The organism is Burkholderia sp. Cy-637 (assembly GCF_011753175.1).
In the GTDB taxonomy this organism is placed as follows: Bacteria; Pseudomonadota; Gammaproteobacteria; order Burkholderiales; family Burkholderiaceae; genus Burkholderia; species Burkholderia gladioli.
In genome coordinates this window covers 18,940-35,127 of record NZ_VWWC01000038.1, presented here as the reverse complement: position 1 = coordinate 35,127, position 16,188 = coordinate 18,940, and the positions used below count along the sequence as shown (strand labels likewise).

Annotated in this window: 16 protein-coding genes; 10 read left to right on the top strand and 6 right to left on the bottom strand. The window is 68.4% G+C overall.

The genetic code is table 11. The features are described from left to right. Positions 1-7: 7 nt before the first annotated feature. The gene (locus tag F3J10_RS13420) at positions 8-1,057 is read left to right on the top strand and encodes an alpha/beta hydrolase (RefSeq protein ID WP_025100762.1); all 1,050 of its coding nucleotides are present in this window, start codon (positions 8-10) and stop codon (positions 1,055-1,057) included. Between the two features lie 190 nt (positions 1,058-1,247). Next, positions 1,248-2,108, top strand: coding sequence for a DNA-binding transcriptional regulator KdgR (kdgR, locus tag F3J10_RS13415; protein ID WP_166910583.1), 861 nt, complete (start codon positions 1,248-1,250; stop codon positions 2,106-2,108). Positions 2,109-2,156: 48 nt separating this feature from the next. Here the strand turns inward: kdgR and F3J10_RS13410 are convergent, their stop codons facing one another. Continuing rightward, on the bottom strand, positions 2,157-3,338 hold the full coding sequence (locus tag F3J10_RS13410; RefSeq protein ID WP_167242287.1) for a glycoside hydrolase family 88 protein: 1,182 nt from the start codon (positions 3,336-3,338) through the stop codon (positions 2,157-2,159). Positions 3,339-3,717: 379 nt separating this feature from the next. Here F3J10_RS13410 and F3J10_RS13405 point away from each other — a divergent pair, with 379 nt between their 5' ends. Both F3J10_RS13405 and F3J10_RS13400 read left to right on the top strand, forming a co-directional pair. After that, complete coding sequence (locus F3J10_RS13405; protein WP_166910587.1) at positions 3,718-5,538, top strand: transporter; 1,821 nt, start codon at positions 3,718-3,720, stop codon at positions 5,536-5,538. A gap of 201 nt (positions 5,539-5,739) precedes the next feature. Continuing rightward, a complete protein-coding gene (locus F3J10_RS13400) occupies positions 5,740-6,999 on the top strand; it encodes an alginate lyase family protein (RefSeq protein WP_167229660.1) in 1,260 nt (419 codons plus the stop codon). Between the two features lie 60 nt (positions 7,000-7,059). Here F3J10_RS13400 and F3J10_RS13395 read toward each other — a convergent pair whose 3' ends face one another. Continuing rightward, positions 7,060-7,950: a LysR family transcriptional regulator gene (locus tag F3J10_RS13395; RefSeq protein WP_036028211.1), complete on the bottom strand. Its 891-nt coding sequence runs from the start codon at positions 7,948-7,950 to the stop codon at positions 7,060-7,062. Between F3J10_RS13395 and F3J10_RS13390 the strand changes: the two genes are divergently transcribed. Then, positions 7,900-8,310 (top strand): hypothetical protein, encoded by a 411-nt coding sequence (locus tag F3J10_RS13390; RefSeq protein WP_167242286.1) that lies wholly within the window; start codon positions 7,900-7,902, stop codon positions 8,308-8,310. The genes F3J10_RS13395 and F3J10_RS13390 overlap by 51 nt on opposite strands. A 21-nt stretch (positions 8,311-8,331) precedes the next feature. On the opposite strand, the gene F3J10_RS13385 is transcribed toward F3J10_RS13390, so the two are convergent. Then, positions 8,332-8,799 carry a MerR family transcriptional regulator gene (locus F3J10_RS13385; protein WP_096752243.1) on the bottom strand — a complete coding sequence of 156 codons (468 nt, stop codon included), beginning with the start codon at positions 8,797-8,799 and terminating at the stop codon, positions 8,332-8,334. 75 nt (positions 8,800-8,874) lie between these two features. On the opposite strand from F3J10_RS13385, the gene F3J10_RS13380 reads away from it, so the two are divergent. Together F3J10_RS13380 and F3J10_RS13375 are read left to right on the top strand one after the other, a co-directional pair. Continuing rightward, on the top strand, positions 8,875-10,104 hold the full coding sequence (locus F3J10_RS13380; protein ID WP_167242285.1) for an NADH:flavin oxidoreductase/NADH oxidase family protein: 1,230 nt from the start codon (positions 8,875-8,877) through the stop codon (positions 10,102-10,104). Positions 10,105-10,337: 233 nt separating this feature from the next. Then, positions 10,338-11,042: an SDR family oxidoreductase gene (locus F3J10_RS13375; protein WP_036054995.1), complete on the top strand. Its 705-nt coding sequence runs from the start codon at positions 10,338-10,340 to the stop codon at positions 11,040-11,042. Positions 11,043-11,131: 89 nt separating this feature from the next. Here the strand turns inward: F3J10_RS13375 and F3J10_RS13370 are convergent, their stop codons facing one another. Beyond that, positions 11,132-11,749, bottom strand: a complete 618-nt coding sequence (locus tag F3J10_RS13370) for a LysE/ArgO family amino acid transporter (protein WP_098182367.1) — start codon at positions 11,747-11,749, stop codon at positions 11,132-11,134. A gap of 102 nt (positions 11,750-11,851) precedes the next feature. Here F3J10_RS13370 and F3J10_RS13365 point away from each other — a divergent pair, with 102 nt between their 5' ends. Further along, positions 11,852-12,742, top strand: coding sequence for a LysR family transcriptional regulator ArgP (locus tag F3J10_RS13365; protein ID WP_046581094.1), 891 nt, complete (start codon positions 11,852-11,854; stop codon positions 12,740-12,742). A gap of 91 nt (positions 12,743-12,833) precedes the next feature. Here the strand turns inward: F3J10_RS13365 and fnr are convergent, their stop codons facing one another. Both fnr and F3J10_RS13355 read right to left on the bottom strand, forming a co-directional pair. Then, positions 12,834-13,580, bottom strand: coding sequence for a fumarate/nitrate reduction transcriptional regulator Fnr (fnr, locus tag F3J10_RS13360; protein WP_013688927.1), 747 nt, complete (start codon positions 13,578-13,580; stop codon positions 12,834-12,836). Between the two features lie 114 nt (positions 13,581-13,694). Continuing rightward, on the bottom strand, positions 13,695-14,186 hold the full coding sequence (locus F3J10_RS13355; RefSeq protein WP_025100772.1) for a universal stress protein: 492 nt from the start codon (positions 14,184-14,186) through the stop codon (positions 13,695-13,697). A gap of 477 nt (positions 14,187-14,663) precedes the next feature. Between F3J10_RS13355 and F3J10_RS13350 the strand changes: the two genes are divergently transcribed. Further along, complete coding sequence (locus F3J10_RS13350) at positions 14,664-14,900, top strand: hypothetical protein (protein WP_013688929.1); 237 nt, start codon at positions 14,664-14,666, stop codon at positions 14,898-14,900. Between the two features lie 223 nt (positions 14,901-15,123). Continuing rightward, entirely contained in the window at positions 15,124-16,074 is a 951-nt protein-coding gene (gene epsC, locus F3J10_RS13345) for a serine O-acetyltransferase EpsC (RefSeq protein WP_025100773.1), read from the top strand. The last annotated feature ends 114 nt before the right edge of the window (positions 16,075-16,188 follow it).

The window sequence follows — 16,188 nt, the reverse complement described above, 5'->3', positions numbered from 1 at the left end:
GTCCATCATGAAGATCGTCAAGCCGCTGCTGATTGCCGTCGCGATTGCCGCCGCCAGTTCCGCGTTCGCCGCCGGCACGGCCGGCTCGCACACCCCGTCGGCCGCGCCGGTCGACCAGCCCGATGCGGTCACGAGCCGCTTCCTCGCCGCCCTCAACAGCCAGAAGGGCCCGGGCCTCGAGACCCTGTCGCCGGAAAAGGCGCGGCAGGTGCTGGTGGGTGCGCAGAACAGCGTGAAGGTCGATCTGTCGGGCATCGAGGTGTCGAACCGCACCATCGAACAGGACGGCCTGAGCGTGCCGGTCACGATCGTGCGTCCGGAAGGCGTGAAGGGCAACCCGCCGGTGTTCATGTTCTTCCACGGCGGCGGCTGGATCCTCGGCGACTTCCCGACCCACGAGCGGCTGGTGCGAGACCTGGTGGTGCAATCCGGTGCGGTGGCGGTGTTCGTGAACTACACGCCTTCGCCGGAAGCGCAGTACCCGGTGGCGATCAACCAGGCCTATGCCGCCACCAAGTGGGTGGCCGCGCACGGCGACGAGATCGGCGTGGACGGCAGCCGCCTGGCGGTGGTGGGCAACAGCGTGGGCGGCAACATGGCGGCGGTGGTGGCCCTGATGGCGAAGGACAAGGGCGGCCCGGCGATCCGCTTCCAGGGCCTGCTCTGGCCGGTGACGGACCACAACTTCAACGACGGCTCCTACGTCGCGTACCAGAAGGATCACTTCCTGACGCGGCCGATGATGAAGTGGTTCTGGGACGCGTACACGAAGAAGGAAGCGCAACGCAACGAGATCTACGCCTCGCCGCTGCGCGCCTCGCTCGACGAGCTGAAGGGCCTGCCGCCCGCGCTGATCCAGGTCGCGCAGTTCGACGTGCTGCGTGACGAGGGCGAAGCCTATGGCCGCAAGCTCGACGCGGCCGGCGTGGAGGCTGCCACCACGCGCTACGACGGCACCATCCATGACTTCGGACTGCTGAACGCGCTGGCCGAGGATCCGGCCACCAAGGCGGCGATGAAGGCGATGGCCAACGAGCTGAAGACGCGCCTGAACTGAAGCGTCGCGCCTCGATGACACGGCCCGGCCGCGCTGGCATGCGCGGCCGGGCCGTTTTCATGTCCAGCGGTTCCGGTGCATGCGAGCGTCGCCGATAACCCACATTCGAGCCCCTCGGGCGCGCCGCATTGGCGATCGGCCCGCGCGACGCGTTATGCTTGGCGGTTTCGGATCTCACGGACAGGCGGACATGACATCAATGCCCAGGTCGCGCGGCGGCAAGCAGGCGGAAGGCGAGACGCCGGCCGAGCCCGGCGCGGACAGGACCGAATCGGTCGCGGCGGTCGGCAAGGTCTTCACGATCCTGTCGGCGCTCGGCGCGAGCGGCACGGCGGGCGCGGCGGAATTGTCCCAGCAATTGGGCATGTCGCGGCCGGTGGTGCAGCGCCTGCTGCAGACGCTCGAGTCGCTCGGCTACGTGGCGCGCGTGGCCGGCGAGGATGGCGCGGGCGAGCACTACCGGCTCGCGATCCGTCTGTTCGAGCTCGGTGCCAAGGCACTGGAGAGTGTCGACCTGGTGCGCGAGGCCGATCTCGAGATGCGCCGCATCGCCTCGATGACGCGCGAGGCGATCCACCTCGGCGCGCTCGACGAGGACGCCATCATCTACATCCACAAGATCGATGCCGATTACGGGCTGCGCATGCAGTCGCGCGTCGGCCGCCGCAACCCGCTGTACAGCACCGCGATCGGCAAGGTGCTGCTGGCCTTCATGCCCGAGGACGAAGTGCGCGAGACGCTCGCGCGCGTCGAGTTCAAGCCTTCCACCGCGCGCACGCTCGGCTCGGCCGAGGCGCTGGTCGCGATCCTGCCGCAGGTTCGGCGGCAGGCTTATGGCGAGGACGACGAGGAGCAGGAGGAAGGGCTGCGCTGTCTCGCGGCGCCGATCTTCAATCGCTTCGGCAATGCCGTCGCGGCGCTGTCGATCTCGTTTCCCACCATGCGCTGCGGCGCGAACACGCGTACCCACTACGTCGAATTGCTGCGCGAGGCCGCCCAGGCGATCTCGGCGCGGATCGGCTATCGCGGCCCCTGGCCGGCGTCGCGCTGAGCGGCGGCGCGCGGCAGGCACGGCCATCGGCGCCGCCGCGAGTTCTCGCTACCACGCGAAGCGGTCGTGCCCTTGCGAGCGCATCAGCGCTTCCATGAAGTAGTAATCGCCATAAGGCAGCATGTTGTCGTGGCGCCCCGCCGGCACATGTGCCGCGCCGTGGGCCAGCAGGCCATGCGCGGCCGCGTCGCCGCTCAGGTCGCAACTATCGAGCAGGCCATCCACCAGGCGATCCGCGAAGGCGCGCCAGCGTGCCTTGTCCGCTTCCTCGCTGGATGCGGCGAGCAGGTAGAGGCCGGCCGCCATGATCGCGCCGGCCGAGCTGTCTGGCCAGGGCGTTTCCCCATCGGGCAGGCGGTAATCCCAGGGCGGCACCGCGCGATCGCCGAGCAGCGTCTCGGCCGTGGCGGCCAGTTGCGCGGCGATCTGCCGATGTTGCGGATTGCGCGTGTAGGCGTAGGTTTGCGCGAAGCCGTGGATCAACCAGGCCTGCCCGCGCGCCCAGCAGGATTCGTGGGCATATCCCTGGCGCGTCTCGCCGCGCAGCGGTTCCCCGCCCGCGTCGAACAGGAAGGTGTGATAGGTGCTGCCGTCCTCGCGGATCAGGTGCCGGCTCGAGGCCAGCGCATGCGCATCGGCGATCTCGCGATAGGCGGGCTGCCCTTCCTCGCGATCGGCCCAGTAGAGCAGCGCGAGGTTCTGCATCGTGTCGGCGATGATGCGGCCGGCCGCGAAGCGCGAATAGGCCGGATCGCCGGCCCGCGAATTCCATGCCTTCAGGTAACCGCCGCCGGCTTCGTGGCGCTGCGCGAGCAGGCTCGCTGCCTTCAGCGCGAGCGCGCGGGCTTCCTCGTTGCCGGTCATCTTCCAGTCGGCCACGCAGGACAGCGAGAACTGGAAGCCGGTGTCGTGATCGAGTTCGCGCGGATGCCTGAGCAACTCGCGAAACCACTGGCGGCGCGCCTGCGCCGCGATCACGAAGGCCGGATCGCCGGTCAGCGCGGCGGCCAGCCATAACTGGCCGGCCTGGAAACCGATCACCCAGTCGAACGCGTCGCAATACTCCCAGCTCAGGTCCGGCAGGCCGATCTTCGGATTGCGCAGGCCGACGATCGGCATGGTCGCCTTCAGCTTGGCGACGCAGCGCAGCAGCGCGGCCTGGTGCCGGTCCATCGAACGGACCTCGGCGACTTCCACGAAATAGGTGCTGGGCGGGCCGTCTTGCTTCATCTCTCCTCCGGTGGCCAGGTTTTCATTTTCATTGCAGCCGGTATTGAATCACATCGATCAAATTTCCGGAACATCGTTTCGAACTAAATAAAGAAGAAATCGGGGCCGAAAAGACGACTGCTGGAAATGGCGACGCTTTATCGATACGACTTGGATTTTCAGGGGTAAACGATAGGCGGCTCAGTGCATTTCGATTCGGACCATCGTTCCGGATGCGTGCTAGATTGCCTTCATGCCGGCCCGGGCGGCAAGTCCGGGAATCCTCGCGCAGCGTGTCGTCGTATTGGTTGGGGGACGTCGTTCGGGCGTTGGCGCGGCAGACGTTTCGGCATCCATATCAAGAACGAGAAGGACGAGAAGAACGACAAGGACGAGACAGATGGACGTCAATATCGCCGTGGTGGCCGGCTATTTCCTGCTGATGTTCGCGATCGGCGCCGCGTTCAGGAAGATGGCCAGCCAGTCGGCCAGCGATTATTTTCGCGGCGGCGGCCGCATGCTGTGGTGGATGGTCGGCAGCTCCGCCTTCATGATCCAGTTCTCGGCCTGGACCTTCACCGGCGCCGCCGGCGAGGCCTTCCGCAACGGCTTGCCGGCCTGCTACGTCTATATCGGCAACTGCGTCGGCTACCTGGTCGCCACCTTCTGGCTCGGCAGGCGCTTCTGCCAACTGCGTTGCGACGCGCCCACCCAGGCGATCCGCCAGCGCTTCGGGCGCGGCAACGAACAGTTCTTCACCTGGTCGGTGATTCCGCTGTCGATCCTGCAGGGCGCCGTCTCGCTCAACGCGCTGGCGGTGTTCTTCTCGGCCGTCACGGGCTTCCACCTGAGCACCACGCTCTGGCTCACCGGCTTGTCGGTGCTGGCGCTGTCCTTCCTCGGCGGCGCCTGGGGCGTGGTCGCCTCCGATTTCGTGCAGTCGATCGTGGTGGCGGTGATGTCGGTGGCCTGCGCGATCGTCGCGCTGGTCAAGCTGGGCGGGCCGGGCGAGATCGTCGCGCGCTTTCCGGTCGATTTCCTCACCGGGCCCGACTACAGCCACGGCAGCCTGCTGGTGGGCTCCTTCCTGTTCCTGTGCGTCAAGCAGATGCTGGCCATCAACAACATGAAGGATGCCTATCGATTCCTGAACGCCAAGGATTCGCGCAACGCGACCCGGGCCGCGCTGTTCGCGCTGGTGCTGATGACGGCGGGCGCGCTGATCTGGATGGTGCCGCCCTGGGCCGCGGCGATCCTCTACCCCGATGCGGCCGTCGCGCATGCGCACGACCTGGGGTCCAAGTCGGGCGACGCGGTGTTCCTGGTGTTCGTCGAGCGCGCGATGCCGCTGGGCACGGTCGGCCTGCTGATGGCGGGCATGTTCTCGGCCACCATGGCCTCGATGGACGCGGCGCTGAACCACAACGCCGGGATCTTCGTGCGCAGCTTCTACCAGCCGGTGATCCGCGGCGCTCGCGCCTTGTCCGAGCGCGAATCGGTGCTGGCCGGCAAGGGCATGAACGTGCTCAACGGGCTGGTGATCATCGTGATCGCGCTGGGCTTCTCCCACCTGAAGGGCTTGAGCCTGTTCACGCTGATGATGCGGGTGGGCACCCTGGCGACCTTGCCGATCGTGGTGCCGCTGTTCCTCGGCCTGCTGATCCGGCGCGTGCCGGATTGGGCCGGCTGGGCCACGGTGGTGGTCGGGCTGGGCGTGTCCTGCCTGTGCAGCGCGGTGATCTCGGGCCACGAGCTGAGCCGCTGGTTCGGCTGGGGCTTCAGCGCGCGCGAGACTTCCGAGTTCGACACCATGTGGGCCGTGCTCTGCCATTGCGTGCTGACGGGCGGTTTCTTCGTCGCCACGCGACTGTTCCATCGCCAGCCGGACGCGGCCCGCGCCGGCGTGCTGGCGAAGTTCTGGCGCGATTACGCGACGCCCGTTCACAGCGACGGCCTGCAGGGCGAGTTCGATCGCCTGCAGCGACTCAAGCTCGGCCGCATCACGCTCGTGATGACGGCGGGCCTGCTGGCGATGGTGGCGATTCCGAATCCCGCCTGGGGGCGGCTGGTGTTTCTCGGCTGCGCGCTGGCGGTCGGCACCATCGGCGCGCTGCTGGTGCGCAGCGCGCGGGCGACGAAGGTGCTGCCGGACGCGGCCCTGCCGACCCACGACGGCACGCACGACGACGGCAGGCTGCGCGCGACGCGCTCCAGCGCCTGAACCCATCATCCGAATCGAGTGTCGCGGCGCCTGCCGGATGTAGGCACCGCGATGCGTGAAACGCGCGGCGAGGGCCGTCGCGCGAGCGGGTCGTGCCCACCCGCCGATGCAAGGGGCAAGCTCGAAAGGCGACTTCGATCGTCACGGCAGCCGCAAGCCGGTCGATCGGCAATCCATATCGATAGCAACCCAGGAGATGACATGAAGCGAAGATTCCAGGTCTCGATGATGGCAGGCGGCGCGCTGGCGGTGCTGGCGCTCGGCGCGGCCGGCGGCAACGCGCAGGCGGCGGGTTTCAAGCACCCCGGCATCCTCGTCACGCAGGCACGTCTCGACTACGTGAAAGGGCAGATCGCCGCGAACAACAAGCTGTTCGTCAATGCCTTCAACCAGATGAAGGGCAGCAGCTGGGCCTCGAAGACCTACAAGATCGCCGGCACGCTGGACGGCGGCTATATCTCGTGCGATGCGGTGTCCTCGAACGATCACGGCTGCAAGGCCGAGCAGGGCGACATGACGGCGGCCTACACGCAGGCGCTGATGTGGTACCTGACGGGCGACAGCACCTACGCGAAGAACGCCGTGTCGATCATGAACTTCTACGCGCGCAACCTGAAGGGCGGCCATCGCGGCGCCAACGCGCCGCTGCAATCGGCCTGGGCCGCCGAGGTCTGGCCGGCCGCCGCCGAGATCATCCGCTACACCTACAGCGGCTGGTCGGCCAGCGACGCCAAGGCCTTCGGCACCATGCTGAGCACCCAGCACCTGCCCTACATCACCGGCAGCAACGGCAATGGCGGCAACGGCAACTGGAAGCTCAGCATGATCGACGGGATGATCGGCATCGCCGTCTACAACGACGATCAATCGCTGTTCAACACCGCCACCGGCACCTTCCGCCAGTGGATGTCGGCCTATTACTACAACGCCGCGAAGGACGGCGGCGCGCCGGTCAAGTTCTCCGGCAGCCCGGGCGGCTGGAACGGCCAGACCGTGTTCAACGCGCAGGTCAGCGGCGTCACGCAGGAAACCTGCCGCGATACGCAGCACGTCGGGCTCGGCATGGCCGCCACCTTCAACGCGGCCGAGACCGCCTACATCCAGGGCACCGACCTCTATGCCGTGTTCGCGGACCGCCTCACCACCTCGCTCGAATTCCTCTCGAAGCTGCTGCACGGCACGCGCAACACCTCGCAGACGGCCTACCAGCCGGTGCCGAATGCCTACCTCGGCGCGCTCTGCACCGATGTTTCGGGGCATGCGAACCAGTTCGTGCCGGTGTTGAAGGGCACCATGGTGCGGGCCTACAACGCCTATGCGATCCGCAAGGGCATGTCCCTGCCGGCCACCAAGGCGCACCTGCTCGACGACATCATTCCTGCCGCCGAGGCGAACGACGGCCACAACGTGCAGTGGGAGGTGCTGACGCACGGCGACAGCCCGTCGACACCGGTGGAGTGAGCGCCGGGCGCAAGTGCATCGGCGTCGACGGCACGCGGCGAGGCGCGAGGTCCCGGCGGTTCAGGCCTTGCGCAACGCCGCGCGCACGAAGGACACGAAGCGCTCCATCACCGGGTCCTGGCGCGTGTCGGGCCAGGCCAGGCCGACGCGCCAGCGCGCATCGCGATCGCGCAGCTCGAGCACGGCCGCGTCGCGCAGCAGGTGCCGCGCGCGCGAGGGAATGAAGGCGACGCCAGCGCCGGCCGCCACCGAGGCCAGCACCGACTGCACGTCCTCGGCCTGCTGGCTGACGTTCGGCACGAACTCGCGCGCGCGGCACCAGCGCTCGACCTGCGCGGCCAGGCCGGCGCCGCGCGAGCGCTGCAGCGCGATGAAGCCGATCTCGTTGAGCGTGGCCAGCCTGGCCGGCAACTGGGCCGGGGTGATCGGCGGCAGTTGCGGCGGCAGCGCCAGCGCGAGGTTTTCCTCCATCACCTTGAACGAGGACAGGCCCTCCACGGCCTGCGCCGGCATGCGCATGAAGCCGGCTTCGAGCTTGCCGGCCAGCAGGCGCCGCGTCTGTTCGCCCGACGAGAGATCGCTCAGCGTGACCGAGACGGAAGGGTGCTGGCGCCGGAACTCGGCGATCAGCGGCGGCACCAGGGTCAGCACCGACAGGCAGATGCCGATCCGCAGATGGCCGCGCCGGCCGCTGCTCGATTCGCGCGCGCGGGCCAGGATCTCGTCGGCATCGCGCACCAGCGCCTGCGCATCGAGCAGGAAGGCGTCGCCGAACGGCGTCAGCTCGGCGCCGTGCCGGCCGCGCTCGAACAGCCGGCCGCCCAGGCTCGCCTCCAGCGCGCCGATCTGCTTGCTCAGCGCGGGCTGGCTCATGTGCAGCGCATCGGCCGCGCGACCGAAATGGCGCAGCTCGGTGACGGTCAGGAAGGCGCGCAGCAGTTTCAGTTCCATTCTGTGTGGTTATCGAATCGCTCAAAACATTCATTTTACGGATCGATCGCCGCCGCGTTCAATACGGGCTCCTGCTGCCTCGAAGGATTTGCCATGTGCGCCCGACATTTCGATTCATGCCCGACCGGAACCCATGCGGGGGCCGCGGCGGAGCCGCGCGAGCCAGAACCCGGCCGCGACGGGGCCACCGGCGCGGAACTCGGGAGTCAGCGCGCGCCGACCGAATCGACGGTCGGCAAGCGCGCGCGGGCGAGATTCGTCGAACCGCTCGGCGAAGCGGCGCCGCGGGCGGCGACGGGCTCGATCGCGCTCAGCCTGGCGATCGTCTCGTTCCGCAACTGGCCGCGGCGTGGATTGTGAAGGCGTGAAACCGGCCCGGGCTCAGCTCGCCGTGTCGGCGTGCTCGGGCGGCAAGGGAGAGGGGGCGGGCGATGATGCCGACGGCGGCGCGGCGACCAGTTCGTCGAGCATGCGTTTGGCATTGTCGCGGCAGGCCATCTCGTCGGGCTTGCCCTCGACCTGCCGGATCACCTCGAGCAGCCGCGCCTTGCTGGCGGCGAGCCGCTGCTCCATGGCCTCGATATCGGCCACCTTGGCGCGCAGCTTGGGCACCAGGTCGGCGTGTCGCCAGTCGGCCAGGTCGTCGGGCAGCATGCTGCGGATCTCGTCGAGCGAGAAGCCGGCTTCCTGCGCGCGCACGATGAGGGCCAGCACCAGCTGCGCCTCGGGCGCGTACTCGCGATAGCCGTTGGCCTGGCGCTGCGCGGCGCGCAGCAGGCCGCTGGCCTCGTAGAAACGGATCCGCGACGGCGCGAGGCCGCTGCGTTTCGCCAGTTCGCCGATCTTCATCGCTGCCTCCCGGGGCTTGACATTCAAGCGAACTTTAAACTTATCGTGGACGGCATTCAATGCGGGGAGCCGCTCATGACACTTTTCAATTCGCTGACACTGCCGAACGGCGCGACCGTGCCGAACCGCCTCGCGAAGGCGGCGATGGAGGAAAACCTGGCCGATGCCGATCATGCCCCTTCGGAGGCGCTGCTGCGCCTGTATCGCGCCTGGGCCGAGGGCGGCGCCGGGCTGATCCTGACCGGCAACGTGATGATCGACCGCCGCGCGATGACGGGGCCGGGCGGTGTGGTGCTCGAGGACGATGCACATCTCGAGCGCTTCCGGCGCTGGGCCGAGGCATCGCGCGCGGGCGGCGCCCAGGTGTGGATGCAGATCAACCACCCGGGGCGCCAGATGCCGGCCGAGCTCGGCCAGTCGACCATCGCGCCCTCGGCCGTGCCGCTCGACATGGGCGCCTTCTCGAACCGCTTCCCGGTGCCCGAGGCGATGGACGAGGCGCGCATCGACGAGGTCACGCGGCGCTTCGCACGCACCGCGCAACTGGCCGAGGCGGCCGGCTTCACGGGCGTGCAGATCCACGCCGCGCATGGTTACCTGCTCAGCCAGTTCCTCTCGCCGCTGTCGAATCGGCGCGGCGATCCCTGGGGCGGCGCGATCGAGAACCGCGCGCGGCTGCTGCTGGACGTGGTGCGCGCCGTGCGCGCGGTGGTGAGCCCCGGTTTCGCCGTGTCGGTGAAGCTGAATTCGGCGGATTTCCAGCGCGGCGGCTTCGACCCCGAGGACGCGAAACAGGTGGTGGCGATGCTCAACGAACTCGCCGTCGACCTGATCGAGCTGTCGGGCGGCAGCTACGAGGCGCCGGCCATGCAGGGCCAGGCGCGCGACGGCCGCACGTTGGCGCGCGAGGCCTATTTCCTGGAGTTCGCCGAGGACATCGCCGCCGTCTCGCGCGTGCCGCTGATGGTGACGGGCGGGATCCGGCGCCGCGCGGTGGTCGAGCAGGTGCTGGCCAGCGGCGTGGCGATGGCCGGCATCGCCACCGCCATGTCGATCGATCCGGCGCTGCCGCGGCGCTGGCGCGCCGGCGAGGAGATCGTGCCGGTGCTGCGGCCGGTCACGCTGAAGAACAAGATGCTCGGCGCGATGGCCAACATGGCGATGGTCAAGTACCAGCTGGTGAGGCTGAGCCGCGGCCGCCGCACCCGGCCGGACGTCTGGCCGGTCGGCGCGCTGGTCCGGCAACGCCTGGCCAATGCCTGCCAGACGCGGCAGTATCGGCGCTGGACCGGCGCCGCGCGCTGAATATCCTGTAGAAAAACTGGTGATGGACGGGCGCCCGATGCGATCGCGACATACCGCATCGGGCTTCAATTCCTGATGGAGCGGCCGACCCTCGCGGGATTTGCAAAGACAGTAGAAATTCTCCTGACTCTAAGCAGAATTGATGGTTCGACACCGGCGTTTGCGCGTCCTACAGTGCGGCATGCACGGGACGGCCGGAGCCTGGGCCGCCCATTCTCAACCCAGGAGAAAACATGTCTGCAGAAAAAGTTGCACTCGTCACCGCCGCCGGCAAGGGCATGGGCGCCGCGATCGCGCGCGAGCTGGCCGCCGGCGGTTATCGCGTCGCGCTGATGTCGCCTTCGGGCAGCGCCGTCGAGCTGGCCGCCGAACTGGGCGGCTTCGGCATCGCCGGTTCGGTCACCGAGGATGCCGATATCGGGCGCTTCGTCGACGAGACGCTCGCCAGGTACGGCCGCATCGACGCGGTCGTCAACAACACCGGCCATCCGCCCAAGGGCGATCTGCTCGCGATCGGCGACGAGCAATGGCATCTCGGCCTCGACCTGGTCGTGCTGAACGTGGCGCGCGTGCTGCGTCGCGTGACGCCGGTGTTCGAGAAGCAGGGCGGCGGCGCGGTGGTCAACATCTCGAGCTTCGCGGCCGACGCGCCCGAGCAGGCCATGCCGGTGTCCTCGGCGCTGCGCGCCGCGCTCAGCGCCTTCACCAAGCTCTATGCCGATCGTTACGCGAGCGCGGGGATCCGCATCAATTCGGTGCTGCCGGGCTTCATCGACAGTTGGCCGGAAACGCCCGAGATCGTCGCGCGGATCCCGGCGGGACGCTTCGGCAAGACCGAGGAGATCGCGAAGACGGTGGCCTTCCTGCTGTCGGACGGCGCCGGCTACATCACGGGCCAGAACCTGCGGGTGGACGGCGGGATCGTCCGCGCGCTGTGAATCGGCTCGAGCCGGGCGCGATCGCCCGATGAAGACATCGCCGGCCTTGCGTATCGCGCAGGCCGGCGATCTCGCATCCGGGGCCCGCTTCAGCGCAACTGCACGGCCGCCAGGCACAGGATCATGCTGCCCACCGCGCCGTCGAGCAGGCGCCAGGCGAGCGCCTTCCTGAACCAGGGCGCGAGCAGGCGCGCGCCATAGCCCACGCCGACGAACCACAGCACGCTGACCAGCATCGCGCCGATCGCGAAGGCGGCGCGCGTGCCGTCCGGCTCGCGGGCGCCGGCCGTGCCGATCAGCAGGAAGGTGTCGAGATAGACATGCGGGTTGAGCCAGGTCAGCGCGAGCGTGGAGAGCACCACCGGCCAGGCGCCCTGCACGGGCGGCGCGGCGCTGCCGCTCACGTCGAGCGTCGCGTGGCCCGGCTTCAGCGCGCGGCGCAGCGCGCTCAGGCCGAACCATGCCAGGTAGGCGAGGCCGAGATAGAGCACGACGTGGATGAAGGTCGGGTAGCGCTCGACCAGGACCGAGGCGCCGCCGACGCCGGCCGCGATCAGCAGCATGTCGGAGGCGGCGCACAGCAGCACGATCTTGCCGACGTGCGAGCGCATGATGCCCTGGCGCAGCAGGAAGGCGTTCTGCGCGCCGATGGTGATGATCAGCGAGGCGCAGAGCGCGGCGCCGTGGGTGAAGGCAATCCAGTTCATGGCAAGGAGGGGCAGTAGACTCGTTCAGAAATTGCCGCTAGTCTGCGGGCAGGCTTCGGATAAGCGAAGCTAATTTCCCTAATGCCGATGAAGGAAAACTGAATGCTCGACTACGCCCTGCTGGAGGCGCTGGCCGCGGTGATCCGGCACGGATCCTTCGAACGCGCGGCCAAGGACCTGAACGTCTCGCCCTCGGCCGTCTCGCAGCGCGTCAAGCTGCTGGAGGAGCGTGTCGGCAGCGTGCTGGTCAAGCGCGGGCAGCCCTGCGTGGCGACCACCTCGGGCGCGCTGCTGTGCCGGCATACCGAGCGCGTGCAGTTGCTGGAGGCCGAGCTTTCCGGGCGCGTGCCGCACCTGCCGGGCAGCGTCGGCGCCTGGCCGACCTTGCGCGTGGCCGTCAACGACGACAGCGTCGCCACCTGGTTCATCGACGCGGTCGGGCCGTTCTGCGCCGAGAGCAACACCTTGCTCGACCTCGTGATCGACGACCAGGACTACACGGCCGAGCGGATTCGCGACGGCAGCGTGCAGGGCGCGATCACGGCGCAGGCCGAGCCGATCCAGGGCTGCCGCTCCACGCGCCTGGGCCGGATCCGCTATCACGCGGTGTGCTCGCCCGATTTCCATGCGCGCTATTTTTCCGACGGGCTCACGCGCGAGGCCCTGCGTCGCGCGCCCTGCGTGATGTTCAGCCCCAAGGACAGCCTGCAGATGCGTTTCATCCGGCGCGCCGTGCGCACCGACCTCGATCCGCCCAAGCACTGGATTCCGCACGTGGCTGGTTACCTGCGCGCCTGCGAGACGGGGCTCGGCTGGGGCATGTGCCCGGACCGGATGATCGAGCGGCAGGTGGCGGCCGGCGAGATGATCGACCTCTCGGAAGGGCGCAGCATCGATATCGAACTCTACTGGCAGAGCTGGCGGCTCTCGATCGACTGGCTCGACGAGTTCAGTCGCGCGCTGAAGACGCAGGCGGCGCGCTGGCTCGATTGAGCCGGGTGGGTCGGCACGAAAAAATGGCGCCCAATGGGCGCCATTTGCATTCGTGGCGGGAAACGGGAGCGCCGCGCGAGGCAAGGCGCGATCAGATCGCCTGCAGGCCTTCGAAATCGAGGATATGCACGATGCGGCCCTGCATCGACAGCAGGCCGTTGCGCTGGAACTTCGACAGCGTGCGGCTGACGGTTTCGAGCGTGATGCCGAGGTAGCTGCCGATTTCCTCGCGCGTCATGCGCAGGTTGAACTCGGTGGACGAATAACCGCGAGCGAGGTAGCGCCGCGACACGTCGAGCAGGAACGCGGCCACTCGTTCGTCGGCGTTCAGGGAGCCGAGCAGGATCGACTGGGTGGTTTCGCGCACCAGTTGCTCGCTCATCAGCTTGAGCACGCGCGCCTGCAGCGTGCTGGTTTCGGAGCAGAGCGAGCGCAGCGGGGCATAGGGGATCACGCAGACGGTGCTGTCCTCGAGCGCGACGGCGGTGCGCGGGTGCTGGTTGTCGGCGATGCCGTCGAGCCCGAGCGGCTCGCCGGCGAGATGGAGGCCGGCCACCTGCTCGCGGCCGTCGTGACGCGTGGCGACCGACTTCAGCGCGCCCGAGCGCACCGCGTAGAGACTGTCGAAGCCGTCGCCCTCGCGGAACAGCGCATCGCCGCGACGGACCGGGCGTGCCAGGCAGATGACCGTCTCGAGCCGTTCGACGGCATCGTTGCTCAGGCCTTGCGGCACGCAGAGATGGCGCATCGAGCAGGTCGAGCAGTGCGCGGCCTGATGAGGGGACCAGGAGGGGGAGGGACGGGAGCGGACGGGGGACAGCGGGGTGGGGGTCAGCATGTGGTGCTCGCACAAGGAATCACAACGGGGTCATTGTCCCACCGGGTTTTCCATGAGCTGAGCGGCAAAACGCCGCGACGCGAGCTGCGTCGCGGTTGCGTTACGGCAAGGCAATCAGGTTTCCGAATTGTCCGGTTCGGCGGCGGCCGCCGGCGGATGCGAGGCGGCCGAGGGGATCAGCAGCACCGGCAGCGAGGCCTGCCGCAGGCATTGCTCGGCGATGCTGCCGAGCACCAGGCGCTTGAAGCCGCGGCGCCCGTGCGTGCCCAGCACCAGCAGGTCGGCCTGGTACTCCTTGGCGGCCTCGAGGATCAGCGAGGAGACGTCGGCCAGCGTGGTGGCCTCGCCGGTCAGCACGTCGCCCTTCACGCCGGCCTCCTGCATGCGCTGCGCGAATTCGCGGGTCAGGTCGCCGCCCTGCTCGATCAGTTGCGCGCGCAGCACCGAGGGATCGTAGCCGGGCACGTTGTAGTAGAGGGTCGCGTTCTCGACCGCGTAGAACGCGCGCAGCGTGGCGCGTTCGGAGCGCGCGAGCGCGAGGGCGGAGTCGAATGCGTGACGCGAGGTTTCACTGCCGTCGACTGCAACGAAGATGCGCTGGTACATGGTGGCTCCGTGGTGCGTTGAATGAGGGACCGGCCGAGGCCGGGCGGCGTGTGTGCCTTGCTGGATGGGAGCGTATACGAACGGGCCCCGGCTTGCAGTGCCGTGGATCAAACGCGATTCCGGGAGCCGCGCGGTTCGTATCGCATGATGCGGCGCATCGAGGGACATCGAACGGCGCATCGAGGCCGGCATGGAGATTCCACGATGTGGGCAAATTGTGAACGCGGCGGCGCGCGCCGATCGGTGAAAACCCCGCCTTCGGACGGCGCGATGCCCGAGGCGCGGCGCGCGCGCGATCGTCCAGTGTCGACGGGTTTTATTTCAACTAGAAGGCACCGGGACGACAGAGTATGATTCCCTTTCGAGACGGCGCGGCGGCACGTGCCGGCCGCGCGGCTCCAGCCCGCAACGGGCACCGCGGCACCCTTAACGGACGGCAGTGAAGAAGAACGCAAGGGACTTAAGGTGGGCGCACTCATGCACTCGACGACGACGGCATTCACGCATCGCGGCTATCTGTTGAATTGCGCTCCGGCGCGTGCCAGCGACGGTTCGTTCCAGCCTTACGTGGTCATCTCCCGATCCAGCGACGGCGAATTGGTCGCGAATCGTTTTTTTCCATCCGATCTCCATTTCGGCGACGAAGGCGATGCGATCGCGCATGCGCGTGACTGGGCCGTGCGCTGGATCGATGCGAGCAGCATGACGGTCTAGGCGCGCGCTTCCCGCGCCCTGGTTTCCCGATCCCGAGTCGCGCGGGCCTGGCCCGGCGTCATCGCGCGTGCCTCGCCGCCGCAACGGAGCGCATCGGCGCCCGGCGCGGGCCGCGTTTCGCGGGCGCGGACGAAACGCGGTAATCTTGTCGACCCTGTCATTCACCTTTTTCAAACAGCGCGGCCGTTCGTTACGCATGTTACGCACGGCCGTCCACAGCGCCATGTCGAAATCGTCCGCTTCGTCCCTCACCCGCGGCTGGGGTCTTGAACAGATCGTCGCCGAACTGCGCGAGTCGCGCGAAACGCTGCATCGCACGCGCCACCCGCGCGGCATTCGCGAGCTGCCCTCGCGCGATGCGATCTGCAAGATTGTGACCGGCCTGCGTGCCTCGCTGTTTCCGACGCATTACGGCGCGCCCGACCTGACCGACGAGAGCGTCGATTTCTACGTCGGCCACACGCTGGAGAGCACCCTGCGCGTGCTGCACGAGCAGGTGCGCCGCGCGCTGCCGTTCCTGCCCGAGTACGCCGATGCGGAGCCGGGCCCGCTCGACGAGCGCGCGTTCGAGATCGCGCGCACCTTCGGCGAGCAGTTGCCGGCGATCCGCGCGCTGCTGGTCAGCGACATCCAGGCCGCCTACGCGGGCGACCCCGCCGCGCAGCACATCACCGAGATCCTGCTCTGCTACCCCGGCGTGCTGGCGATGATGCACCACCGCCTCGCGCATGCGCTGCACAAGCTCGGCGTGCCGCTGCTGGCGCGCTTCATCAACGAGATCGCGCATTCGGCCACCGGCATCGACATCCACCCCGGCGCGACCATCGGGCCGAGCTTCTTCATCGACCACGGCACCGGCGTGGTGATCGGCGAGACCGCCATCATCGGCGAGCGCGTGCGCGTCTACCAGGCCGTCACGCTCGGCGCGAAGAGCTTCCCCGCCGACGGCGACGGCACGCTGGTGAAGGGCAACGCGCGCCACCCGATCGTCGAGGACGACGTGGTGATCTATGCCGGCGCGACCATCCTCGGGCGCGTCACGATCGGGCGCGGCTCGGTGATCGGCGGCAACGTCTGGCTCACGCACAGCGTGCCGCCGGGCAGCAGCGTGGCGCAGGGCAAGGTACGCGAGGGCGAGCGCGGCGCCGGCGAGAACGGCGAGGCGCAAGCCTAGGTAGGAAGCATGAAAAACAGGCGCCACGTTCGCGGCGCCTGTTTCAAACGGTATCGAAGGTGAGGTTTTTCGGGAGCCGCCGCAATCGAGGGCGATGCGCCGCGAGCAACGATC